Origin of the sequence: Jiella avicenniae, from assembly GCF_021390325.1 — a bacterium.
GTDB lineage: Bacteria > Pseudomonadota > Alphaproteobacteria > Rhizobiales > Rhizobiaceae > Jiella > Jiella avicenniae.
On record NZ_JAJUWU010000015.1, the window covers coordinates 20,846 to 43,766 of the forward strand.

Sequence of the window (22,921 nt, forward strand, 5' to 3'; positions counted from 1 at the left end):
CTCGTCAGTCGCCGGCGACGAAGAACTGCAGCTTTCCGTCGGGCGTGATGCCGATGCGGTAGAAATTGTAGGCGCCGAACTCCACCATCGACTGGTAGTCGCCGGCGGTGACGATCTGCAACAGCTCGACGAGCTGCGGCTTGGTCAGCTTGGCCACGTCGACCTGCGTGAAGTAGGGCCAGACGTAGATTTCGTCGGACGAATCCGGTTCGATCCGGGCATAGCCCGAATGAAGCAGATCGAGGATGATCGCGAGGATCTCGACGCCTTCGCCGTCGCCCGAATTCTGTTTGAGAAACGCGATCGGGTCCGTCGGGGCATCGCCGAAGCTGAGCACCGTGCCGTCGTCGCCGGTCTCGATCAGCGGACGCAGCCGCTCGACGTCGCCGGTCCGGGCCGCCTCGATCAGCTTCTGACGGGCGGCCTTCACGGCTGCGGGCAGCTTCTCCTCGCCATGGCCGATCTCGGCGGCGAGCGGAACCGCCGAATCGGCATCTCCGGCGGCTGCGGAGCCCTCTTCGAGCGAAGGCTTGCCGACGCGCGGTCCGGTTCCGTCGCGCAGCGGCGCTGCCGGCTCTGCCTGATAGCGCACCGGCGAGGAGGGTGGGGCGTCGCCCTCGGGGGCCTCTTTGGGCGCTTCGGGCCGCGGTCGCGTCGTGCCGCCTGTTTCCTCGTCCTCCGGAGAGATCGGCACCTCACCCTGATCGGTGCCTTCGGTCTCGCCATTGCCGGGTGTGGCACCGTTCGCCGGTGCCGGACCGCCCCGGTGCCGATCCTGCGGCGGGGCCGCATCGTTCTTCGGATCGTCGGCAGGCAGGTTCGGGCCGGAACGCTGCCGCACCGTCCCCGGCAGCGGCGGAAGCGGCACGGCGATGATTCCATCCTTGCTGCCGCCGAACCGGCCGCTGTCACCCTCGAACTGCGAAAACGCCGCAGCCCGATCGGCTGCCGGGAGCGACAGGCAGATCGCGGCGACGTGTAAGAGCCGGTTCAGGGAAGGGCGCATCGTTGCGGCTGCCTCTGCTGCGAACGGGTCTTGATGGCAAAATGCGCCCCGAACATCTTGCCTGCCGGAAAAGTGCCGAGCGGCGCGCGTCTCGTTACTGGATTGTCCGGTCGGGGCGGAATTCGCCGTATTCCAGGCGCTTCCTCAAACTGTCCATCATGACGACGACGTCGTCCTCCCCATGCAGGCGCACGAGTTCGGTCAGGGCCGTGGTGATGGCGGTCTCGGCGAGGATCTCCGCCTCGATGCCGTCCGACATGCCGTCGGCCCAGGCCTCGTTGTGATATTCGAGGGCAACCTGCTTCTTTTCCGCCTGGATCATCTCGTCCAGCTCGGCGCCTTGTACATCGATCATGTGACCCCCATAAAACTTCCGGCCCCGTTTTCACCAGTCGTTAAGACCTAGCATGATCCGACGCGCTGGAGCGGGCGAAACCCAAGCGATCGTTAATCGAAGGTTAACTGCCGTACCTTGAGCCGATCTCCCGCGCGAGGGAGGCGCCTTCCTGCTGGTAGCGGTTGACGGCGATCCGGGCCGCGCCGGTGCAGCTGCGGTAGGTCGCCGCGAAGGTGCGGTAGCCGTTGTTGAAGCTGGCGATGAGCTGCTTGCGTTCGGCTTCCGCCGGATCCTGGGCCGCGATCAGCTCCTGCATCTTCTGGCGCCAGACGTCGGCCTGCGGATCGCCGCAGAGCTTGCGCAGGAAGTGCATCGAGCCGAGGATCATCGCCAGCCGGCCGAGGGGCTGCATGTAGGCGGCCTCGCCCGGCGGTTCCGGAGCCGCCTCGGTCGCCGACTGCGCGGCCGCGGCCGAAACCAGGGTCGGCACCAGCAGGGCCAGGAATGCGACGGCGAAGATTCGGAGCGCGGACATGACGGCAGAATTCACCATTCGCTAACCTTGCTGCAAGCGCGAGCCATCGGAGAGAGGCGTTATTCCCAGCCCTGCGTCCCGATGGCAACAGCCGATGCGCCAACAGGGCTAACGCGCCTTGTGCTGAACGGCTCAGGTCTCGCCGGATCGGTCGCGGCGCAGGGCGAGGCAGCGCTCGATGACGGCGACGAGACCCGGCGTCGTCCCGCCGGCCGCCTCGCGCCGGGCGATTTCCGTGAGGCTCATGATCTCCAGATCCTCGGCGTCGTCGCCGGCGCAAGGCATCGCGTCCGCGGCGAGATCTCCGCCGAATACCGCGATGACGACATGCGACCGCTCCCCGATCGCTTCGTGCCATGTGATAAAGTCGAGGTCGTGGGCGACGATTCGGGTTTCCTCGGCGAGTTCGCGCCGGGCCGCCGCCTGCAGCGCCTCGCCGAAGCGCACCCCGCCGCCGGGCAGGCTCCACAGGCCACGATAGGGCGCCTTGCCGCGCCTGACGAGAAGGACGGCGTCGTCCTTCGACAAACAGACGGAAACGCCCAGCAATGGTCTTTCGTGGCCTTCCATACCGGCTTTCTCCATGCTCGTTGCCGCGAGGTCGCCCGCTCGGGCGGCGACGCGACGAACGGAGGACCTGACGGATGCCCGGCCGTTTCGCGCTGACCGCGGCGCCGGAAAGCGTGGCCCGATGCTTCGGCCTTGCGGCGATCGACGATTTTCCGCCGCGCCCGGCGATCCTGCCGACGCAGCCGATCATGGTGGTGCTCGGCGGCAGGGCGGAAAGGGCCGAAGCTTTTGCCGACGGGCCGGCGGCTCAACTGGTGCGCTGGGGGCTGATCCCGGGTTGGTTCAAGGCGACGGACCGGTTGCCGGCCATGTTCAACGCCCCGGCGGAGACGGCGGCAGGCAACCCGGCGTTTCGCGGTGCGATGCGCCATCGCCGCTGCCTCGTTCCGGCGACCGCGTTCTATCGCCGGACGGGCGGCAGGAGCCGGACGGGACCGTTGTCCCGCTTCAGCATCGAGGACATGCCGGTGTTTGCGATGGCGGGGCTGATGGAGCCCTACATGGCACCGGACGGAAGCGAGATCGACACGGCGGCGATCCTCACCGTGCCGGCCCGCGCGCCGGACGCGGGGCTCGTCGACCGGCTGCCGGTCATCCTGCGGCCGGAGGATTTCGGCCGCTGGCTGGACTGCCGGCACCGGGAGCCGGGGGACGTCGCCGACCTCTTCCGGCCGTTTTGCGCGGCCGATTTCTCCGTCGAAACGGCGGGGTAGGAGCGACGACCGATCTCGCGGTCCGCCGCCTGTCGTCGTAGGGCGCCGAAGACGTCGGGCGCCCGATCGGTGGCGGATCGCTCTAACGCGGCTATTCCGCCGCGATCAGCGAAACGGTCTCGGCCTCGACGGGGCGGCGTTTCGCCGGAGCGACCTTGCGGCTGGCATGGCTGGCGGCGGCGATCGCCGGGATCGCGATGGCGCGGTAGTTGCGGGCGAGGTCGATCTCGTTCTCGCGTTCTCGCTTGGAGCGAAATTGCAGGTTGTCCTGGGTCGTCATGTCATGCTGCTCGCATCTTCGGGGTTGACCGGTCAATCTCAGACCGTCGATTGCGCCAGATTGAAGACATTCGCTTACACTTTCTTGCCGCTGATTCCAGCGGCGCGACGGAGGCTGCGAACGTGACCTCGCTGCGACAGCCAAGGCGCTGAAAACGAGCAGAATTTTCCACTGAATCGGCTGAGATGAGGGTTTCGTTTCGCAGGGCCTTTCGGACTCAATTTCTGTGTCGAACCGACACGAATCGTCAGGCCCGCGAGGATCCCGTGTGACGGTTTGGTGAAATGCGGATCGGGAGTGCGAACGGGACGTGGCGTGGCTTGCTGGTGCATCCCGGGTGTCGCCGGTGATGGTCGGAATCGCCATCGCGAGCGACATCCTGTAAGGCGTGGCGAAACCGAAAACGGCGAACCGGCTGCGGCGAAACCGTCGCGGAATGGGGCAGGACATGAGCGAAGACGACGGCTTTCGCGGGCTGAAACTCTACAACACCATGACGCGGACGAAGGAGGCGTTCCGGCCTCTCGACTGGCGGAACGGCGCGGTTGCCGAAAAGGACCGGCGGGTGCGCATGTATGTCTGCGGTCCGACGGCCTACGACTATGCCCATATCGGCAATGCCCGGCCGGTCATCGTCTTCGACGTCCTGTTTCGGCTGCTCCGCCATCTCTATGGCGCCGAGCACGTCGCCTATGCCCGCAACATCACCGACGTCGACGACAAGATCAACGCGCGGGCGGCGCGGGACTATCCGGGCGTGCCGCTGAACGAGGCGATCGGCCGGCTGACGGCCTGGACCGCCGAACAGTTCCACGCCGACGTCGCGGCGCTCGGCTGCCTCGAGCCGACCTTCGAACCGCGCGCCACCGCCTATGTCAGCCGCGGCGACGGCCACGACATGATCGCGATGATCACCGCGCTGATCGACAAGGGCCACGCCTATCGGGCCGGTGGCGAAGTGCTGTTCGACGTCACCTCGATGTCCGACTACGGCCGGCTGTCGAACCGCCGGCTCGACGACCAGAAGGCCGGCGCCCGCGTCGCGGTGGATGCCCATAAGAAGAAGCCGGCCGATTTCGTCCTGTGGAAGCTTTCGTCTCCCGAGGAGCCGGGCTGGGACTCGCCCTGGGGTCGGGGCCGGCCGGGCTGGCATCTGGAATGCTCGGTGATGTCGGAAGCGCTGCTCGGCGAGACCTTCGACATCCATGGCGGCGGGCTCGACCTGATCTTCCCGCACCACGAGAACGAGATCGCCCAGTCGCGCTGCGCCCATGGCAGCGGGTCGATGGCGGAAGTCTGGATGCACAACGGCTTCCTCCAGGTCGAGGGGAAGAAGATGGCGAAGTCGGAAGGCAACTTCGTCACCATCCGCGAGCTTCTGGAGACGGAAAAGTTCGGCGGCCGCAAATGGCCGGGCGAAGTGCTGCGGCTTGCCATGCTGATGACGCATTATCGCGAGCCGATCGACTTTTCCGTGAAGCGGCTGGAGGAGGCGGAAGAAGCGCTGACGGGCTTTGCCCGGGCCGGCCGGAACGTCGCGGCCAGCGCACCGAGCGAAACCTTCGTCGCCGCTCTTCTGGACGATCTTGCCAGCGCCGCGGCCATCGCCGAACTGCACGCGCTGCGCCGCTCCGACCCGGCGGCGCTGGTCGCCTGCCTGGATCTCATCGGGGTCGATCTCGCGGGCTTCGAGACGCGGCTGGCGGAAACCGCAGCCGAAGGAGACGCGGGCATCGATCCTGCCGAAGTCGAGGCCGCCGTCGCCAATCGCCTCGCCCTCATCCGCGACAAGAACTGGGCCGAAGCCGACCGCATCCGCGACGACCTCGCCGCGAAGGGTATCCAGTTGAAGGACGGCAAGGATCCCGCGACGGGCGAGCGGGTGACGACGTGGGAGGTCAAGCGCTGAGGCTGCAGGTGCAAAGGCGGACGGGTTGCGCGAGGCACCCCCTCTGTCCTGCCGGACATCTCCCCCGCAAGGGGGGAGATCGGCAGCTGGGCGGGCCGCTACCTCTCCTGCTGACGAGTGGCACGATCGGATGCCGATGAGCGGCAGGCGCGACGATATGGGCGAGACGATCGATTGATGGGTGTGGCGGGGCGTTGACGCCAGCCCGATCTCCCCCCTTGCGGGGGAGATGCCCGGCAGGGCAGAGGGGGGTAGGCCACCGCCGGGGCGCCCGATGGGCAGGCGGCCGAGTCGGCGTCCGCCGACCACAGCCGCCGCCGAGCGCTCGTTTGTCGACCGATTTGTAAGGTTGCACTCGCTGGTGTAGAGACACCCGCGAAGAAATGACGGCGTTGCGGATCGCTCGTCGGGAGGGGCCGCGTCTTCCTGCCGCCACAGTGGCGAGAAACGGTTCCCCGCACGGATCCCCACCCGAACCCGACGAACTCGGCCGACGACCGGCCATCAGGAGCGCTCATGGATCGCATTCGCATCAGAGGCGGTAACGAACTCAACGGCATCATCCCGATCTCCGGGGCGAAGAACGCCACGCTGCCGCTGATGATCGCCTCGCTCCTGACCGACGACACGCTGACGCTCGAAAACGTGCCGCATCTGGCCGACGTCGAGCTTCTGACGCGCATTCTCGGCAATCACGGCGTCGACTTCTCGGTCGCCGGCAAGCGTTTCGGCCAGGATGCCGGCATCGGCCGGACCATCCATTTCAACGCCCGCAACATCGTCGATACGACCGCGCCCTATGAACTCGTCTCCAAGATGCGGGCGAGCTTCTGGGTGGTCGGGCCGCTGCTCGCCCGCATGCACGAGGCCAAGGTGTCGCTGCCCGGCGGCTGCGCCATCGGCACGAGGCCGGTCGACATCTTCATCGACGGGCTGCGGGCGCTCGGCGCCGACATCGACATCGAGGCCGGCTATGTCGTCGCGAGGGCAAAGGGCGGCCTTGTCGGCGACCGTTACCGCATGCCGAAGGTCTCGGTCGGGGCGACCCATACGCTGATGATGGCGGCGACGCTGGCAAAGGGCGAGACGATCCTCGAAAACGCCGCGCGCGAGCCTGAGATCGTCGACCTCGCCGAGTGCCTCACCGCCATGGGGGCGAAGATCGAGGGCGCCGGCACGTCGACGATCCGCATCGACGGCGTGCGTTCGCTGTCGGGCGCCCGCCACCGGGTGCTGCCGGATCGGATCGAAACGGGCACCTACGCCATGGCCGTCGCCATGACCGGCGGCGACGTGACGCTGACCGGCACGAGCGCGGATCTCTTGCCGACCGCAGTGGAGACGCTGGCACGGGCCGGCGCCACGCTGACGCCGGTCGAGGGCGGCATCCGGGTCTATCGCAACGGCGGCGGCATCGCGCCGGTCGACGTCAGGACCGATCCGTTCCCCGGCTTTCCGACCGATCTGCAGGCGCAGTTCATGGCGTTGATGACCCGGGCCAACGGCACCGCCGAGATTACCGAGACGATCTTCGAGAACCGCTTCATGCACGTTCAGGAACTGGCGCGGCTCGGCGCCGACATCCACCTGTCCGGGCAGGTGGCGCGGATCGAGGGCGTCGAGAAGCTGAAGGGCGCGCCGGTGATGGCGACGGATCTTCGGGCCTCGGTCTCGCTCGTCATCGCCGGGCTGGCCGCCGAGGGCGACACCCTGGTCAGCCGCGTCTATCACCTCGATCGCGGCTTCGAGCGGCTCGAGGAAAAGCTCGGCAATTGCGGCGCCGAGATCGAGCGCATCTCCGGCTGATCGCAAAGGCCGGCGGCATCGGCCTTCGGCCGGCCGGCGATTGCGCGCAGGCAGGCTTGCATTTTGCGGCGTTTGCGCCGATTTAAGGGGCGCTTTCCAGCCGATCGCGCCCGGCGCGGCGCGCGCCTGGCCGAACGGCAGCCTGCCGCAAGGACAGTTCAAAGGGACGATCCGTCGCCGAGATCGCCTGCCGTCCAAACGAAATGAACGATCGACACGGCGACGCCTTCGCCGATGGCGAGCATCCAAACGAAGCGCGGCCGCCGCAAGCGGGCCGCCTCAGAACGAAGTCTAGGATCGAACAGCGTATGGCAAAAGAAGAAGTTCTCGAATTTCCGGGCGTCGTGACCGAGCTCCTGCCGAATGCGACATTTCGGATCAAGCTCGAGAACGATCACGAAATCATCGCCCACACCGCCGGCCGGATGCGCAAGAACCGCATCCGCGTCCTGACCGGCGACAAGGTGCTCGTCGAGATGACACCCTACGACCTGACCAAGGGTCGTATCACCTACCGTTTCAAGTAAGCCCGCAGCCGCGCCGGAATGTCGTTCCCCCAACGCCTGGTTCTCGCCTCCGCTTCGCCGCGGCGTCTGGCGCTCCTCCAGCAGGCGGGCGTCGAGCCGAACCGGCTGATGCCGGCCGACATCGACGAGACGCCGCAGAAGAGCGAGCATCCGCGCTCGCTGGCCAAGCGTCTGTCGAAGGGCAAGGCCGAGGTCGCCGCCCGGCGGCTGCGCGAGCTTGTTTACGGCCCGGCGACCGTGCTCGCCGCCGATACGGTCGTCTCCGTCGGCCGCCAGATCATGCCGAAGGCCGAACTGGAAGAGGATGCGCTCGCCAATCTCCGGACGCTCTCCGGCCGCACCCACCGGGTCTATACCGGCGTCTGCGTCATCGGCCCGACCGGCGCCCTGCGCCAGCGTCTGATCGAGACGCGCGTCAGGTTCAAGCGGCTCTCCCGGCTCGACATCCAGAGCTATCTCGCCTCCGACGAATGGCGCGGCAAGGCCGGCGGTTATGCCATCCAGGGGCTCGCCGGCGCCTTCGTCGTCCGCCTCGTCGGTTCCTATACCAACGTCGTCGGCCTGCCGCTGGCGGAGACGCTGGCCCTCTTGTCGGGCGAGGGCTACGACATCCACGCCTCCTGGCGGGCGCCGCAAATGCGCGTCGGGGACGAGGAGAGCGAGCCGGAAGACGACGACGGCGAGATGAACTCGGCGGATGATCGGCGTTCTCTGCGCGAAGACGCGGACGCGCCTCTGATCGACGCCGACGAGCTTCTGGCGGCGGAGACCGAAACGCCTGCGGAGGATGACGACCGCTTCGACGACGCGGAGCGTGCCGAGCGGCGCGGCGGGGCGCAGAACGACGCGCGTCGCCGATTCCCCGTGACGTCGCTACCCAAGGCCGCCCCGGCCTCGGAGCCGGAGACGACGACCAGTGCTCGGCCGCCGGCGCCCGACATGCAGCCCTCTCGGCAGCCGGCCGGCCCGGCTGACGAGACTGAGGCCGGCTTTACCGAAGCCGTGCGCCGCGACGAGACCGGAGGTGACAACGCGTCGGGTGACCCGGATGCGGCGGCCTCGCGCGCCGAGGAAGCCTCGGACGACGGCAGGCTCCCAACCAGGGGGAAGCGCGAGGACGAAACCGGAGGAGAGGCGCGATGACAAGCGAGGCGACGCCTCCGACCCCGATGCGCCCGACCCGGAAATGCCCCGAATGCGGCCGGCCTTCGCGGCGCGAGACCTTTCCGTTCTGCTCGCCGCGCTGCCAGGCGGTCGACCTCAACCGCTGGCTCTCGGGGCGGTACGTCATTCCCGGCCCACCGCTCGACGAAGCCTCGGAGGACGGCGAGCGCTGACGTCGTCGGCCGGTCGGGACCAGCCTTCACGGGCGACGATCACCCGTGAAGTCCGGACCCCGAACCGCCGCCGAAGGGCGTGCGAAATCGCAGGAAGACCGGCCCCGCGCCTCCAGAGCCACCAGATGCGTCCTCTCGCCTGACCGTCCTCGGTGAAGGCATGGGCCGCGCCGCAGCCTGCCGGACGATGCCGATGCGTTCCGCTTTTGCATGGTGACGGGCCTGCGCAGCCTCGGCCTCCCGCAGATGGTCGAACGCCCATAGACCGGCGCCCTGAACGGTGCCCTCCGGCGATTTTCCCGAAAAGCGGTCGGTTCGTCGTCGATCCCCGGCGGGATCGATGGCGTCGCCGTGCGTGTGACGGGTCCGTCGGAACGGTTCCCTCGATGTGACCTCGGTATCAGGGCTGTGCCGTCTTGCCGCGTCCGGGGGCGGATTCATATGTCGCTCGAGGTTACGAACCAAAACCAAGTTCCGATAGGGAACGAAGTCCCGGCGCTTGCGCCTTCGAAGACGTCGACTTCGTCCCTCGGAACGCTTGCCGTGCCGATCGCGCGTCCTGACGGATGGTGTCCGTCACTCTCGGCGAAACAACCCACAGACGGAAGAGGATAGACCATGTCCGAATCAAGCAAGGTGGTCGTGTTGGCGGGCGCGACAGGCGATCTGGGATCATTGATCGCGCAATCCCTTCTCGACAAGGCGGGGGTGCGGCTTCGGCTGCTCGTGCGTCCCGAAAGCGTCGGGAAGACGCAAGCCCTGCAGGACCGGGGCGCGGAGATCGTGGAAGTCGACCTGGCGGATCCGGGTCAGGCCGAACGCCTGGGAGCGGCCATGAAAGGCGCCTTCTCGGTCGTCTCTGCGGTCCAGGGCGGTCCCGACATGATCGTCGACGCCCAGCTTCGCATGCTCGAAGCCGCCCGTGCGGCGGGCGTAAAGCGGTTCATCCCCTCGAATTTCTCCTACGACATCTTCGGTCTCGACGAGGGCGACAACATCAACTCGGACGCCCGCCGCGCCTTCGCCCGCAAGGCCGAAGGGGCTCGAGGCGACGTGGAGGTGGTCCAGATCCAGATCGGCGCCTTCCTCGATCGCAAGGTCCTGTTCGGCTTTCTCGGCGCCTTCGATCTCGGCGAGAGCCGCGCATTCCTGTGGGGCGACGGCGACGCGGTGATGGATTTCACGACCTATGCCGACGCGGCCCGGTTCACGGCCGAGGCGGCGGTCGACGATGCGCCCGTGCCGAGCGTGTTCGAAGTCGCCGGCGACAGCCTGACCTTTCACGACCTCGTCAAGGCCTATGAAGATGCCTCGGGCAAGGCGATCACGGTCGTCAAGCTGGGATCGCTGTCCGACCTCGACGCCGAGATCGACAAACGCCGACGGGCAGAGCCGGGGAACATGGTCGCGTGGCTGCCGCTCATGTACTGGCGCGCGATGCTCTCCGGGAAGGGCAAGCTTCGTTCGATCGCCAACGACCGGTATCCGCACGTCGAGCCGATGACCGTCGCCGACTATGTCCGCAGCGAAGGACTGTGAGGCGTTCCGGCTTGCCGAGGTGAGCAGAGCGCAAACCCGTCGGCCATGAGTGAGGAATACGGACATGAGCGAGATCATCGACCTCGAGAAGGCCCGCCATCCCGATCTTCATGATCGGCGTGTCGTCATCGCCGGGGGGACGGGAGACGTCGGCGAAGGCATCGTCCGCGCATGGCTGAAAGCCGGCGCGCAGGTGATCGTGCCATCGCGCACGGAAAGCAAGGTCGAGGAGTTTCGGCAGGTTCTGTCCGATCTCGGCCAGCCGCAGGCCCTGCATTTCGTGGTCGGCAGCTACGCCGGTTTCGACGAGGCCCAGGCGATGGCCGAGCGCATCACCGCGGATCATGGCCCCGTGACGGATGTCGTCGCCTCGATCGGCGGATGGTGGCAGGGCAAGTCCCTGTGGGAGGTGACGCCAGAGGAGTGGCAGCGCTATTTCGTCGACATGACGACGGCGCATGCCGCGACGGCGAGGGCGTGGATTCCGCGCCTGCCTCGCACGGGCAGCTATCAGCTGATCCTCGGCGGCAGCGCCGTGGAGCCCGTTCCCGGCGCTTCGATCATCAACATGCAGCAGGCGGCGCTTCTGATGATGCGCCGTGTCCTGTCCGCCGAAGCCAGCGATCGGCACCGTGTCGCCGCGCAGATCCTGGGGCCGGTCGCCACTCGGGCACGGCGCCGCGTCGACCCCAACTGGGTTTCGAACGAGGAGGTCGGGCTGGTCACGGTCGGCATCGCCGCCGATCCCCATGCGGCGCACGAGGACTACGTCAGCATGGACAAGAGCCAGATGCTGAAGACCCTGCAAAAGCTCGGCGTTTATCCGCAATGACGTCGTGACGGAGCGTCGGCGGCAGCCATTCTCCGGCAAGTCGCAGCAGTGTGGGCCGGGTTCGGGATCACCAGGGCGGAAGCAAAAGGGGAACGCCATGAAAGCGGTTCAGTTCAGCGAATACGGGGGACTGGAGGTCCTGAAGGTGGCGGAGATCGACGAGCCGCATGCCGGCCCCGGACAGGTGCGGATCGCCGTCCGGACGGCGGGAGTCAATCCTGCGGACTGGAAGCGACGCGACGGGTATTTCCGCGATTTCATGCCGCTCGAATTTCCTTTCACCTTCGGCTTCGAGGCGTCCGGGGTCGTGGACGAAGTCGGCGAGGGGGTATCCGGCGTGTCGGTCGGAGACGCCGTCTTCGGCCTCGGTACCGGCACGATGGCCGAATATGCGGTGCTCACGAGCTGGGCCCGAAAGCCGGAAACAATGCCCTTCGAAGTGGCGGGCGGCCTTCCGGTCGTCGTCGAGACGGCGACGCGATGCCTCGATCAGCTCGGCACGAAAGCCGGCGAGACGCTTCTGGTGAGCGGCGCTGCGGGCGGTGTCGGCTCTACGGCGATCCAGTTGGCCCGCCATCGCGGGATGACGGTCATCGGCACGGCGAGCGAACGAAAGCACGACTATCTGCGCGGTCTCGGCGCCATCCCGACGACCTACGGGCCGGGGCTGGCAGAGCGCGTCGAGGCACTCGCCCCTCAGGGCATCGACGCCGCCCTCGACATTGTCGGCTCGGGCATATTGCCGGAGCTGATCGGGATCGTCGGCGATCCGTCGCGAGTGCTCTCCATCGCCGACTTCTCGGCGCCAGACCACGGTGCGCAGTTCTCGACCAAACCGCAGGACGATCCGGAGCAGGCCCTGGCGGAGGCGGCCCGGCTCTATTCCGAAGGCACCTTGCGCCTGCGGGTGGAGCGGCGATTCCCACTCACGCAGGTCGGCGAGGCGCAGGCGCTCAGCGCCGAGGGACACGTTACGGGGAAGCTGGTGATCGACGTGGCCTGATCAGGGCCCCGACGTCGACAAAAGCCGTGCATCCCCAGGCGGAAGCGCCGCCGCCGTGGCGACCGAGCGGGTCAACGCCGCTCGTCGCCTTCCTGCAGCGTGGCGTGGCGCGTTTCGATCCGCGGCAGGCTGCCGTCGTGGCGCAGGGCCGACACGACATCGACCATGCGTGGCGCAGGCTCGGAATTCGATCGCGTCGTCGCGATGCCGAGCGCACGAAGCGCGCTCTCCACTTGTTCTGCCAGGTCTCTGTCGTCATCGATCTGCATGAATGCCTCGATGTTGGAACGACGTTGGGGATGGACCAGCCAGCTTCGATCGCTTGGGCGCGACCGTCCGATGCGACGGAGCCGGGCTCATCCGAGAAATATCCGCTGGTCGCGACGCCGGGTCGGTTTGCGGCTGTCGCATGCACTGCGGCGGTGAGCGGCAATTCTCCGTCTCCTCCACGCGTCAATCTAGACCGCCTTGGCTCGGGCGAATATCAATCATTTAAACAACCGCCAAAATCTTCGCTGGGGGAATACTCGCCATGGCAGAAGAACTCGGCAAACCTCGCTGGTTCAGAGGTGACCTGCCGGCACGAAATGCCTACGCCGCAGGGGCGGCAGAGGCTTCGGATCGCTCGATGGAAAGGGCGCGGATCTAACGATCGAGAGAGCCGACCAGAACGTCCCGTCCGTTGGCGATGCGGTTCCATTTGCCGGGATCGGCCGTGCTCTGGCGCTTCAGGAACGCATAGGGCGTCTGGTTCCAGGGCAGGACGCGCCAGTTGAGGTTGTCGAGGATGAAGTCGCCGTCGGTGGTATGGAGCGTCAGGACCGCGTGGCCCTCGCCATTGGTCTTCTTCACCACCGTGATCAGCAGATTGCCGAGGTCGATCCTGGCCTCGTCATGCAGCCGCTTGCGCTTGCGCAGCACGAAATCCTCGCAGTCGCCGGCGGTCTTCGGATAGGTCCAGTATTCCTCGACGCCGTAGAGGTCTTCGTCCGATTCCGGCTTGATCTGGGAATTGACCGAGACGTTGATGGTGGCGATGGCGTGGATCAGCTTCGGGTTCAGCGCCACGGGCGCGCTCGGGCTCCGCTTCGCGACGGGGCGGCATTCGGCGGGATCGCGTTTGCACAGGCCCTGCTGCCCGATCGGACGGGGCGCCTCGACGCCGATCTGCATGAACGGCCCGCGGGCCTCGATGGCCTGGGCACTGCCGGGCCCGAAAGCTGCCGTCAGGCAAAGCACGAGCGTGGCGCCAATTGCGCGAAATCCCACCATGCGTCCCCTCGATCGCAGGTTAATTTTGCTGATCTGCCGATGTTCTATGCAATGGCCGGGTGAGTCAATTGCTTGTGCAGTGCCGAACGGGGGCTGCCGATAGCCAGACACAAGATTGGCGACGGCCCGGCGCAAGTTGCGCGGACAGGTGGCGCGGAAGCCGATCTGTCAGCCCACGCAAGGGGTTGGATAAAAAGGGATTTTCAGTGTCGGCTCGAAAGGTGTGACGATCCGGTCACACCGACGGCAAAGACGGGGGACGACGCCTCGACGGCGGCCGGCTTCAGCCCATCTCGTCAGCCGCTCCGAGGAGTTCGGAGAGGCTGCGGGCGATCAGATCGAGGTCCTGCGGGCGGGAAAGACGGTGGTCGCCGTCCCTGACCAGGCTGAGGATCACCGCATGGTGCGGCAGGTGTTCGACGAGGGTCAGCGCGTGTTCGTAGGGTACGTCCGGATCCGCCATGCCCTGGACGATGGTGACCGGGCATTTCGGGTCGATCAGCCCGTCGAGCACGAGGTTGGCCCGGCCGTTCTCGATGAGCGCCTTCGTGTAGACGTCCGGCTCGTCCGAATAGTCGGACGGTGCGAGGAGGCGGCCCTTCGTCTCGATTTCCGCGCGCTGCTCGGCGGAAAGCTTCGGCAGGAGCAGACGCTCGGTGAAATCCGGCGCCGGCGCCAGAAGCAGCAGGGCACGGATCCGGCCGGCGACGGCGAAACGGCCCGCCTGCCGCGCGAGGTTGAGCGCAATCCAGGCCCCCATGGACGAGCCGACGAGAACGAGCGGGCCGTCGCCGATTTCCTCGAGAACGCTGGCGACCTCCTCCGTCCAGCGCCCGATCGTGCCGTCTTCGAAGGCGCCCCCGGATTCGCCATGGCCGGAATAGTCGAGGCGGCAATATCCGTAGTCGTGCCGGGCCGCGAAGGCGAGAAGATGCTCGGCCTTGGTGCCGCGCATGTCGGAACGGTAGCCTCCCAGCCAGACGATCGTCGGGGCGTTCGGACGTGTCCGGCTCCGACGAAGACGATAGGCGATCTCGCGCCCGGCCGTGCCTTCGCCGACGGCGAGCCGCCCGGCGATCTCGTCTGCCGCGCCGGCGGCCTGTTCCGTGGATGTGACGTCTTGGGCCATGTCGATCACCGAAATCTCGCGTCGGGATGGGGTCTCATGGCGGGGACGCCAATGCAAGTCCGCGCGGTCTCCCGGCGCCACGCCGCGGCCTGCGCATGCCGCAGGGGCGACGGGAGCGCTCGACCGGGAAGGAGGGGGTGAAAATCCGGATCCGGTTCACCATGTGTCCTTTCGGAGGCACGATTCGTCGGTCCGGCGGATGTCGCCGATCGGAGGACTTCGCGCCGAATGCGGCTTGCGCAGGTGTCAAGCCCGACGATCGGTGCTATAAGACGGACCGACGTGCCTTCCGCCGCTTCGAGCGTGCGGGGTGGCCGACGATCGAACCGATCCTCGACCTCGTGCGTTCCGGAGCGATCAAACCTGTCGTCAACAACTGGAGAATACGACCATTCGCAGACCATTCCGCGCACCGCCGGCTCAAAAGGAGGGCCCCCGCTCGAATCGTGAAATCCGTGTCCCGGAGGTTCAGCTCATCGATCACGAAGGGCAGAATCGCGGTCAGATCTCGACGCAGGACGCTCTTTCGATGGCAGAAGAGGCCGGTCTCGATCTCGTCGAGATCGTGCCGAACGCCAATCCGCCCGTCTGCAAGATCCTCGATCTCGGCAAGCTGAAATACGAGAGCCAGAAGAAGGCGGCCGAGGCGCGCAAGCGCCAGAAGACCATCGAGGTCAAAGAGATCAAGATGCGGCCGAACATCGACGAGCACGACTACGAGACGAAGATGAAGTCCGTGCGGCGCTTCTTCGACGAGGGCGACAAGGTGAAGGTCACGCTCCGCTTCCGCGGCCGCGAGATGGCGCACCAGGAACTCGGCATGCAGCTGCTCAATCGCGTCCGCGAAGAGACGGCGGAATATTCGAAGGTCGAGGCCGAACCGAAGCTCGAAGGCCGTCAGATGATGATGGTGCTGGCGCCGCGCGGCTGAAGCTCGCGAGGCGTTCTGCCCTGACCCTCAGGTGACGTCGGCCTCGGATACCCATGGTGCGACGATCGTTTCAAGGAACGCTGCCGGGCCGACCGCCCAGGCGGCGTTTTTTGTTCCGCGACGAGGCCGCGGGCCCCGAGCCGCTCGCGTGGCACCGACGTCGTGCCGGGCTCTTTCATCCATCGCGCACCGATCCTATCTGCCATCCGCCGACGACGACCGGGCGAGGAAGGATCGACATGAGCGGGACGCCGAATGGAGCGCCGGGGCAGGGCCGGGCGCCGAGCCTCGAACAGATCGAGGAGATGGCGGTCGCCGCCTATGGCGACCTGCCGGAGGAATTCCGGACGCTCTGCGGCGACATCCGCTTCATCGTCGCGGATTTTCCCGACGAGGACGTTATGGATGCGATGGAGCTCGAAAGCGAGTTCGACATTCTCGGCCTGTTCGAGGGGCGGCCGGTCGGCGACATGGGCGTGCCGATCACCGGCGAGATGACCAACCGCATCCTGCTCTATCGCCGGCCGATCCTCGACTATTGGGCCGAACACGACGAGACGCTGGAGGCGATCGTCCGGCACGTGCTGATCCACGAGATCGGCCACCATTTCGGCCTGTCGGACGACGACATGGAAGAGCTGGAGCGCGAGGCCGAGTGAGGCGAGCCGGCGCCGGTCATGACCCGTGATGCAGGTCGAGCGACAGGAAAAGGAGCTGCGGCAGCGGCGTCCACCAACCGGTCGTGATGCCCGCGCGACGCAGCATCGCCGCGGCCCAGCCATTGCAGTTGCCGATGATGTGGAAGCGGCCGTCCGCTTCGTAGAACCGGTCGAACGCGCCATAGGCCGTGCCGGCGATCTCGACGGGCCGGCCGTCCGCACCCCGTGAAAAGCTTGCCATCACCGACGATCGCAGGTCGGCATAGCCTCGTTGCGTCAGCTCGAGCGCCTCGACGTCGGGGCTCGTCGCGTCGATCGATCCGGCCAGACCGACGTGCAGCGCCGCAGCGTCGCCGGTGAGCGTCCGAAGAAGCGGCATCGGCTTCAGATCCGCCCATGTCGGCGTCTCGGTATAAAAGCTCCGGCCGCCCCAGCCGACGATGATCCAGCGGACGTCCGGCCGATCGACGGGCAGTCCGGCCTTTGCGAGAAACGCGAAGTCGCGGCGCGTCTGTGTGTCGGCAGGAAGGGCGATGTCGCTGTGGATCGGTCCCGCAAGAAGCAGGATCCGGCGAGGCTCGGCGGTGGTGGTCCCGCCGGAGGCGGGCGCATCGCCGCGTGGAACCGCGACGCCGAGCACGAGACTGCCGAGCCCGAGGAGCAGGAGCAGCCCGGCGACGCGCAGACCACGAAAGAGACGTCGCGGGCGTCGCTTCAGCATGGCTCCTCGTTCGGCTTGGTGCCGCCGATGGACCTGACCGCGGGCGGATCATCGCAGCGGGTCCCAGGTGTCACGGCAGGTGTCCGGTCTGCCCGGAACGCGGCGGCTCGCCCGCCACGATCGGATGGCGGCCCGGTCCGCCGACGAGGGGGACGCGGCCGTTTGGCATCTTCCCGCGACATCGGCACGCCGCCGCGGTGGAAGCACGGCAGGCGCAGGGCCTCGGTTACTGCTCGCCGAGCTTCATGTCCGGATGGTAGTCCTTGCCCGGCACCTGTTTGGTCACCGCCTGGCCGCAGCGCATGGTCTTCGTCTCCGCGTCGAAGGCATAGGTCGGCGAGCCATGGAGTTCCCAGCCCTTCGACAGGGCGAGCGAGACCTTGTGGCAGAAGCCGGCATCGTCCGGCCCGGTGAGCATGCGGTAGAGTTTCATCGGTCACGGGTCTCTGGAGGACGGTTCGGACGATCGCGCGGCGATCGCCTCGCGCATGGCGAGGACCCGTCGCGCCTCGGTCAGATGCAGCCGCTCGACCATCCGGCCGTCGATCTGGATGACGCCGGCGGCGGCGTTTTCCGGCCGGGCGAAGGCCGAGACGATCGCTTCGGCGTCGCGGATCTCGGCCTCGCCGGGACCGAAGGCGGCGTTGGCCGGAGCGATCTGGGCGGGGTGGATCAGCGTCTTGCCGTCGAAGCCCATGCGCCGGCCGGCGGCGCATTCCCGCTCGAACCCGTCGACGTCTCGGAAATCGCCGTAGACGCCGTCGAGAACAAAGAGGCCATTCGCCTTCGCGGCAAGGACGATCTGCATCAGCCACGGCAGCAATTCGGTGCGGGCCGCGTCCGGCCGGATGCCGGTGGCGAGACGAATGTCGTTGGTCCCGACGACGAGCGACGAGAGCCGGCCGCTCACGCCCTTCCTGGCGAGCTTTTCCGCCCGGGCGATGCCGCGCGGCGTCTCGATCATCGCCCAGAGCCGCAAGCGGGCCGGCGCGTCCATCTCGTCGAGGGCGCGGGCCGCGTCCTTCAGCGTATCGGTGTCCTCGACCTTGGGCAGGAGTACGGCATCCACCCCCGCACCACGCGCCATCAGGAGGTCTTCAGTGCCGTCGCCGGTCTCGATCGGATTGACGCGGACGATCCTCTGGCCGGCGAACCGTGAGACCGCAAGATGTTCCCGCAGCTTTTCCCGGGCCGCGCCCTTCGCTTCGGGAGCGACGGCGTCCTTGAGGTCGTAGACGATGCCGTCGGCGGCAAGACCGTCCGACTTCTCCAGCGCGCGGGCATTGGCACCGGGGACGTAGAGGATGGAACGGAAGAGCGCGTGCGTCCGGGTCATGGCGATGTCCTTGCCGAAATCGCGTTGCAACGCAAGCCTCCGGGTTGCCGGCCAGGGCGATCGCTCGAACGAAAGGGGGACGCCGGAATGCGGCTTGCCGTGATTCTCGGCTACGGGAGATGGTTCGAGCACCGTCACAGACCGAGATGGTCGGCGAAGTGCGGTCCGCAATAGTCTCGCCGGAAGAGTCCGCTCTCGGCAAGCCTGGGAACGAGGCCTTCGAGGAAGAGATGCATCGAGCCGACCGAGCCGCCTGGTACGGCGACGAAGCCGTCGATCGCGCCGGCATCGGCCCATTCCGCGATCTCGGCCGCAGCATCCGTGACCGTTCCGACGATGCGCCAATGTGCCGAGCCGATGACTTCCGGGCGCCGCAGGAGATCTGACAAGGTCGGCTCGTCCCGCGCGATGAGGCGACGAAGAAGATCGGAGTGCGTGCGGCTGCGCACCGTGCTCGACGGCGGCGGCAGGTCGCTCGCCTTGATTTGCCTCTCTTTCGGCCATTCGGCGAGGTCGAGGCCTGTCATCTCGCGGATGGAAGCCAGCTTGCGGACACCGTCGACCCTCGCATGCGTCTCCGCAAACAGGTCCTCCGCTTCGGCTCGGCTTTCGGCGAGAAACAGGCTGAGCCCGGGGAGAACCCGCACCGCGTCTGCTCCCCGGCCGTGAACTTCCGCCCGGCGTTTCAGATCGCTCCTGAGTTCAATCGCGGCGTCTTTGTCGGGCGTCGACGCGAAGACCGCATCGGCGATCGAAGCGGCGAAGTCCCGACCCGTCGGCGAGGCGCCGGCCTGTACGATGGGAATGCGGGAGGCGGCAAATTCCGGCGTGTTCAAGGGGCCGGCGATCTCGTAGTAGCTGCCTTCGAAATTGATCGGCTCGATGCGCTCCGGATCGGCGAAACGGCCGGACGCGCGATCATATTCGAGGGCCTCGTTCGGAAAGCTTCTCCAGAGGCTCTTCACGGCTGTGACAGCCTCTGAAGCGCGGGCGTAGCGCTCGTCCGTCGAGGGCATTTCGTCGAGGCCGAAATTCTGATTGCCGTCGAGCGAGGTCACCACGTTCCATCCGGCGCGGCCCCGGCTCAGCCAGTTCAGCGACTGCAGCTGCCGCGCGATCAAAAACGGTGGATAGAACGTCGTCGAGGCCGTCGTCAGAAGCCCGATATGCGAGGTTTCGCGGGCGATCGAGGCAAGAAGGATCGTCGGATCGAGGCTCGCGAAACCCGGCCCTTTTTCGAGCGCGGCGCGATCGAGATAGAGATTGTCGGGGCGGAAGACGAAATCCAGCTTGGCGGCTTCCGCGCGTTTCGCGACGTCGATAGAAAAGCCGCTCTCGAACATATCCTCGATCGCGCTGTCCGAGCGCCGCCATGCATCGCCACCCAGCCACGTCGGCGAGAGCGACAGGCCGATATGAAAGCGCGTTTTCGTCCGCATGCTGGAAAGTGTCCCGTTCTCTTTGGTGAGCCTCTCGCCCTGGGGGTATATTTATGACAAGAATAGTCGACTTTTAAAGTCCGTTTCCGTACTGCTCGAAGCCGTGGCCGGCGAGGTGAATCCCCGCGCCCTATGCATGGATTTCGAGGCAGGGACGACAGACCCATGATCGAAGCATCGCGCGTCAGTGTCGCCTATGGCCACACGCCAATCCTCTTTGACGTCACGGCCCGTTTTACGCCGAGAAGGCTGACGGCACTCGTCGGGCCAAACGGTTGCGGCAAGTCGACCTTGCTGAAGGCGATCATGGATTTCGTGCCGCTGACCGGCGGGACGATAACGCTCGATGGCGAGGAAATCAGGTCGATCGGGCGACGCAAGCTCGCCAGACGCGTCGCCTATCTGCCGCAGGAGAGTCACTGTCCGGACTACATGACCCTCGGCGAACTCGTCGAACTGGCCGGTTTCGCGCGCTACTCGCTCTTCGGCGGGCCTTCGGCGAAGGACCGCGAACTCTTCCACGACGCCCTCGACATCGTGGGCCTCGCCGGCATGGCCCATCGCCAGGTCAATCGTCTTTCGGGCGGCCAGCGCCAGCGCGCCTTCATCGCCATGATTCTCGCCCAGGACGCCGAGATCGTGCTGATGGACGAGCCGGTGAACCATCTCGACATGAAGTACCAATACGCGACGCTGGACCTCATCGGAAACCTCACGCGGAACCGGGGAAAGACCGTCGTCACCGTTCTCCACGACCTCAATCTGACGACCGCCTTTGCCGACGACGTCGTCATGATGCGCGACGGGCGGATCGTGGCGTCCGGTTCCGTTCGTGAGACCGTCACGCAAGACACGGTCGCGCAGGTCTTCGATCTCGATGCCGACATCTTCGAGCGCGACGGTCGGCTCGTCTGCCTGCCGGGCGCGAAAGGCCGCGAGACGATCGCGGCATGACGCGCCGCGTCGTCTTTCTCGGCGCGGCGACCCTTCTGCTCGTCGTGGCTTTCCTGGCTCAGCTTTCGATCGGAGCGATCACGGTCCCGATGGGCAACGTCTTCGCGGCATTCTGGAGCTTCGATCCGCAGAATTACGAGCACAATGTCGTCTTGTACCAGCGTCTGCCGCGGGCGCTGATCGCGGTCTATGTCGGCGCGCTGATGGCCTGTGGCGGCACCGTCCTCCAGGGCCTCACCCGCAATCCGCTGGCCGCACCGTCGACCCTCGGCATCAATGCGGGGGCCGCCGCCTTCGTCGTTGGCGGCATCCATCTCCTCGATCTCGGGCTCGCAGCGCAGGGTGCCGCCGCGCTGGCCGGTGCGGTTCTCGGTTTCCTCGTCTGCGTCGCGGTCGCGCGCTTCGCCGGATTGTCACGCGATCCGCGCGGCTTGTCGCTGATCCTGTCCGGCGCGCTGGTCTCGATGCTGCTGGTCGGGATCGCGAACGCCTTTCTCCTCGCAGACCCTTCGCGTCGCACGGACCTGTTGAGCTGGATGAGCGGCAACATCAACCATGTCTATGCCGACCGCCTGACGAGTTTCTGGTGGATCGGCGTCCTGTCGCTTTTCGTTCTCGCCGTGCTGGCGCGGCCGCTCACGCTGATGTCCCTCGGTCCGGAACAGGCGGCCTCGGCCGGTGTGGACGTCAAGCGGGTCACGCGTCTCTCCCTTGCTGCGGTGATGCTCGGCTCGGGATCGGCCGTCGCGATCTGCGGGCCGGTCGCCTTCGTCGGCCTGGTCGTGCCGCATCTCGTCCGCCCATTCGTCGGGCAGGGGCAGATCGCCGGACTTCCCGCCTGCGCGCTCGCGGGAGCGTCGGCCTGTCTGGTCGCCGATCTCGCGGCGCGTCAGGCCTTTCAACCCTACGTGCTCAACACCGGCATCCTTCTGGACCTCGTTGGTGGTCTGGCCTTCTTCGTCATCGTCAAGCGATACTATCTCGGCACGGCTGAAAGGACCGGATGATGGAGCGCGGTCGCGCGAGCGACGGTAAACCGGTCCTGCGCTTTCAGGGGGGACTGCAGATCCGCCTCGGCAATCTGGTCACCGCCACATTGCTGGCACTCGCCGCGATCGGTCTGGCCGGGCTCGCGGCGAGCATCGGCACTCAGGCGACGGATGCCGGAGATCTCGTCCGGGCTGTTCTCGGTGGGTCGCTCGACGCGGCCGACGCTTATGCGCTTTGGACGGTTCGCCTTCCGCGTGTCGTCATCGGGTTCCTGGCGGGTTGGGCGGTCGGCCTCTCCGGCGCGGTCCTTCAGTCGCTCGCTCGCAATCCGCTCGCGGACCCGGGCCTCTTCGGGATCAATCAGGGCTCCATGGTGACGATCATGCTGCTTCTCGTCTTCTGGCCGGCGGCGCCGCGCGAGATCGTGCCGCTCGCGGCGCTCTTCGGCGGGCTCGGTGTCGGTCTTCTGCTGATCCGGCTCGTCGGCGCGGCCCGCTCGAGCGGGCTGGCGATCCTTCTGATGGGCATCGCCGTCGAGACGATCCTCTCCGCCGTCACCTCGATCCTCGTCCTCTATACGCCGAGCGAAACCTCCTACGCCGTGTCGGACTGGCTGGCCGGGTCGCTTTTCCAGGCGAGTTGGGCCGCTGCGGCGAACTACGCGCCGTGGTTTGCGATCGGGCTGGTCGGCACCGCGATCCTCGGTCGAAGCCTGACGAGCTACGAACTCGGTGACGACATGGCGCGCGCGATCGGCGAACCGGTCGCACGGACACGCCCATTGCTGCTGGTCTTCGCCGTCCTGATGAGCGCCACCGCCGTCAGCGCGGTCGGGCCATTGAGCTTTCTCGGCGTTCTTGCCCCGCATCTGGCGGCGTTTGCCTCTCCGGCGACGGGGAGGGCCAGGCTGATCCTCGCCGGCCTGACGGGAGGTTGCCTCGTGATCGCGTCCGATTGCCTCATCCGGGGGCTTCCCGCGACGGTCTCGCTGCCGATTGGCCTGGCACTGACGCTCATTGGCGTGCCGCTGTTCATGGTCACGCTGCGCCTGCGAAGCCTGCGCCGGTTGCGGGCGCCCTGAGCAAGGACGACGCGG

At 66.9% G+C, this 22,921-nt stretch carries 25 protein-coding genes and 1 pseudogene; 14 read left to right on the forward strand and 12 right to left on the reverse strand.

All coding sequences use genetic code 11. From position 1 onward, the window contains the following. Nucleotides 1–4 precede the first annotated feature (4 nt). The 4 genes from LZD57_RS14505 to LZD57_RS14520 all read right to left on the reverse strand — a co-directional run bounded on the left by LZD57_RS14505 (nucleotide 5) and on the right by LZD57_RS14520 (nucleotide 2,427). Nucleotides 5–1,006, reverse strand: a complete 1,002-nt coding sequence (locus tag LZD57_RS14505; RefSeq protein ID WP_233720202.1) for a hypothetical protein — start codon at nucleotides 1,004–1,006, stop codon at nucleotides 5–7. Between the two features lie 94 nt (nucleotides 1,007–1,100). Continuing rightward, nucleotides 1,101–1,361 carry a hypothetical protein gene (locus LZD57_RS14510; protein WP_233720203.1) on the reverse strand — a complete coding sequence of 87 codons (261 nt, stop codon included), beginning with the start codon at nucleotides 1,359–1,361 and terminating at the stop codon, nucleotides 1,101–1,103. Nucleotides 1,362–1,464: 103 nt separating this feature from the next. Further along, on the reverse strand, nucleotides 1,465–1,878 hold the full coding sequence (locus LZD57_RS14515; protein ID WP_233720204.1) for a TIGR02301 family protein: 414 nt from the start codon (nucleotides 1,876–1,878) through the stop codon (nucleotides 1,465–1,467). A 132-nt stretch (nucleotides 1,879–2,010) separates the two neighbouring features. Continuing rightward, complete coding sequence (locus LZD57_RS14520) at nucleotides 2,011–2,427, reverse strand: NUDIX hydrolase (RefSeq protein ID WP_233720205.1); 417 nt, start codon at nucleotides 2,425–2,427, stop codon at nucleotides 2,011–2,013. A 95-nt stretch (nucleotides 2,428–2,522) separates the two neighbouring features. Between LZD57_RS14520 and LZD57_RS14525 the strand changes: the two genes are divergently transcribed. Further along, nucleotides 2,523–3,161, forward strand: coding sequence for an SOS response-associated peptidase (locus tag LZD57_RS14525; protein ID WP_233720206.1), 639 nt, complete (start codon nucleotides 2,523–2,525; stop codon nucleotides 3,159–3,161). A 91-nt stretch (nucleotides 3,162–3,252) separates the two neighbouring features. On the opposite strand, the gene LZD57_RS14530 is transcribed toward LZD57_RS14525, so the two are convergent. Then, entirely contained in the window at nucleotides 3,253–3,441 is a 189-nt protein-coding gene (locus LZD57_RS14530; protein ID WP_233720207.1) for a hypothetical protein, read from the reverse strand. Between the two features lie 448 nt (nucleotides 3,442–3,889). On the opposite strand from LZD57_RS14530, the gene cysS reads away from it, so the two are divergent. The 8 genes and pseudogenes from cysS (at nucleotide 3,890) to LZD57_RS14570 (ending at nucleotide 12,394) form a co-directional block, all read left to right on the forward strand. Further along, nucleotides 3,890–5,350 (forward strand): cysteine--tRNA ligase, encoded by a 1,461-nt coding sequence (gene cysS, locus LZD57_RS14535; protein WP_233720208.1) that lies wholly within the window; start codon nucleotides 3,890–3,892, stop codon nucleotides 5,348–5,350. A 516-nt stretch (nucleotides 5,351–5,866) separates the two neighbouring features. After that, a complete protein-coding gene (murA, locus tag LZD57_RS14540; protein ID WP_233720209.1) occupies nucleotides 5,867–7,156 on the forward strand; it encodes a UDP-N-acetylglucosamine 1-carboxyvinyltransferase in 1,290 nt (429 codons plus the stop codon). A gap of 308 nt (nucleotides 7,157–7,464) precedes the next feature. Then, nucleotides 7,465–7,683 carry a translation initiation factor IF-1 gene (gene infA / locus LZD57_RS14545; protein ID WP_019994787.1) on the forward strand — a complete coding sequence of 73 codons (219 nt, stop codon included), beginning with the start codon at nucleotides 7,465–7,467 and terminating at the stop codon, nucleotides 7,681–7,683. Between the two features lie 18 nt (nucleotides 7,684–7,701). Beyond that, nucleotides 7,702–8,307: pseudogene (locus LZD57_RS14550) on the forward strand (Maf-like protein); the annotation flags it as partial. Nucleotides 8,308–8,822: 515 nt separating this feature from the next. Then, entirely contained in the window at nucleotides 8,823–9,020 is a 198-nt protein-coding gene (gene yacG, locus LZD57_RS14555; protein WP_233720210.1) for a DNA gyrase inhibitor YacG, read from the forward strand. A 618-nt stretch (nucleotides 9,021–9,638) separates the two neighbouring features. Further along, complete coding sequence (locus tag LZD57_RS14560; RefSeq protein ID WP_233720211.1) at nucleotides 9,639–10,559, forward strand: NmrA family NAD(P)-binding protein; 921 nt, start codon at nucleotides 9,639–9,641, stop codon at nucleotides 10,557–10,559. 64 nt (nucleotides 10,560–10,623) lie between these two features. Continuing rightward, nucleotides 10,624–11,391, forward strand: a complete 768-nt coding sequence (locus LZD57_RS14565) for an SDR family oxidoreductase (protein ID WP_233720212.1) — start codon at nucleotides 10,624–10,626, stop codon at nucleotides 11,389–11,391. A 97-nt stretch (nucleotides 11,392–11,488) separates the two neighbouring features. Next, nucleotides 11,489–12,394 (forward strand): NADP-dependent oxidoreductase, encoded by a 906-nt coding sequence (locus LZD57_RS14570; RefSeq protein ID WP_233720213.1) that lies wholly within the window; start codon nucleotides 11,489–11,491, stop codon nucleotides 12,392–12,394. 71 nt (nucleotides 12,395–12,465) lie between these two features. Here the strand turns inward: LZD57_RS14570 and LZD57_RS14575 are convergent, their stop codons facing one another. The 3 genes from LZD57_RS14575 to LZD57_RS14585 all read right to left on the reverse strand — a co-directional run bounded on the left by LZD57_RS14575 (nucleotide 12,466) and on the right by LZD57_RS14585 (nucleotide 14,795). Beyond that, the gene (locus tag LZD57_RS14575) at nucleotides 12,466–12,663 is read right to left on the reverse strand and encodes a hypothetical protein (RefSeq protein ID WP_233720214.1); all 198 of its coding nucleotides are present in this window, start codon (nucleotides 12,661–12,663) and stop codon (nucleotides 12,466–12,468) included. A gap of 376 nt (nucleotides 12,664–13,039) precedes the next feature. Then, nucleotides 13,040–13,666, reverse strand: a complete 627-nt coding sequence (locus LZD57_RS14580) for a transglutaminase-like cysteine peptidase (RefSeq protein ID WP_233720215.1) — start codon at nucleotides 13,664–13,666, stop codon at nucleotides 13,040–13,042. 283 nt (nucleotides 13,667–13,949) lie between these two features. Continuing rightward, nucleotides 13,950–14,795, reverse strand: coding sequence for an alpha/beta hydrolase (locus LZD57_RS14585; RefSeq protein WP_233720216.1), 846 nt, complete (start codon nucleotides 14,793–14,795; stop codon nucleotides 13,950–13,952). A gap of 391 nt (nucleotides 14,796–15,186) precedes the next feature. Here LZD57_RS14585 and infC point away from each other — a divergent pair, with 391 nt between their 5' ends. Together infC and LZD57_RS14595 are read left to right on the forward strand one after the other, a co-directional pair. Further along, a complete protein-coding gene (gene infC / locus LZD57_RS14590) occupies nucleotides 15,187–15,726 on the forward strand; it encodes a translation initiation factor IF-3 (RefSeq protein ID WP_233720355.1) in 540 nt (179 codons plus the stop codon). A 239-nt stretch (nucleotides 15,727–15,965) separates the two neighbouring features. After that, entirely contained in the window at nucleotides 15,966–16,385 is a 420-nt protein-coding gene (locus LZD57_RS14595) for a metallopeptidase family protein (protein ID WP_233720217.1), read from the forward strand. A gap of 16 nt (nucleotides 16,386–16,401) precedes the next feature. Here LZD57_RS14595 and LZD57_RS14600 read toward each other — a convergent pair whose 3' ends face one another. The 4 genes from LZD57_RS14600 to LZD57_RS14615 form a co-directional block, all read right to left on the reverse strand. Then, a complete protein-coding gene (locus LZD57_RS14600; protein ID WP_233720218.1) occupies nucleotides 16,402–17,106 on the reverse strand; it encodes a TIGR02117 family protein in 705 nt (234 codons plus the stop codon). Between the two features lie 226 nt (nucleotides 17,107–17,332). Continuing rightward, complete coding sequence (locus tag LZD57_RS14605) at nucleotides 17,333–17,539, reverse strand: DUF1737 domain-containing protein (protein ID WP_233720219.1); 207 nt, start codon at nucleotides 17,537–17,539, stop codon at nucleotides 17,333–17,335. A gap of 3 nt (nucleotides 17,540–17,542) precedes the next feature. Further along, nucleotides 17,543–18,442, reverse strand: coding sequence for an HpcH/HpaI aldolase/citrate lyase family protein (locus LZD57_RS14610; RefSeq protein ID WP_233720220.1), 900 nt, complete (start codon nucleotides 18,440–18,442; stop codon nucleotides 17,543–17,545). Between the two features lie 134 nt (nucleotides 18,443–18,576). After that, on the reverse strand, nucleotides 18,577–19,881 hold the full coding sequence (locus LZD57_RS14615) for an NtaA/DmoA family FMN-dependent monooxygenase (protein ID WP_233720221.1): 1,305 nt from the start codon (nucleotides 19,879–19,881) through the stop codon (nucleotides 18,577–18,579). Nucleotides 19,882–20,046: 165 nt separating this feature from the next. On the opposite strand from LZD57_RS14615, the gene LZD57_RS14620 reads away from it, so the two are divergent. The 3 genes from LZD57_RS14620 to LZD57_RS14630 are packed head-to-tail and all read left to right on the forward strand — an operon-like array spanning nucleotide 20,047 to nucleotide 22,906. Beyond that, the gene (locus tag LZD57_RS14620; protein WP_233720222.1) at nucleotides 20,047–20,835 is read left to right on the forward strand and encodes an ABC transporter ATP-binding protein; all 789 of its coding nucleotides are present in this window, start codon (nucleotides 20,047–20,049) and stop codon (nucleotides 20,833–20,835) included. Further along, complete coding sequence (locus LZD57_RS14625; protein WP_233720223.1) at nucleotides 20,832–21,842, forward strand: FecCD family ABC transporter permease; 1,011 nt, start codon at nucleotides 20,832–20,834, stop codon at nucleotides 21,840–21,842. The genes LZD57_RS14620 and LZD57_RS14625 overlap by 4 nt, the downstream gene beginning before the upstream one ends. After that, entirely contained in the window at nucleotides 21,842–22,906 is a 1,065-nt protein-coding gene (locus LZD57_RS14630) for a FecCD family ABC transporter permease (protein WP_233720224.1), read from the forward strand. The genes LZD57_RS14625 and LZD57_RS14630 overlap by 1 nt, the downstream gene beginning before the upstream one ends. The last annotated feature ends 15 nt before the right edge of the window (nucleotides 22,907–22,921 follow it).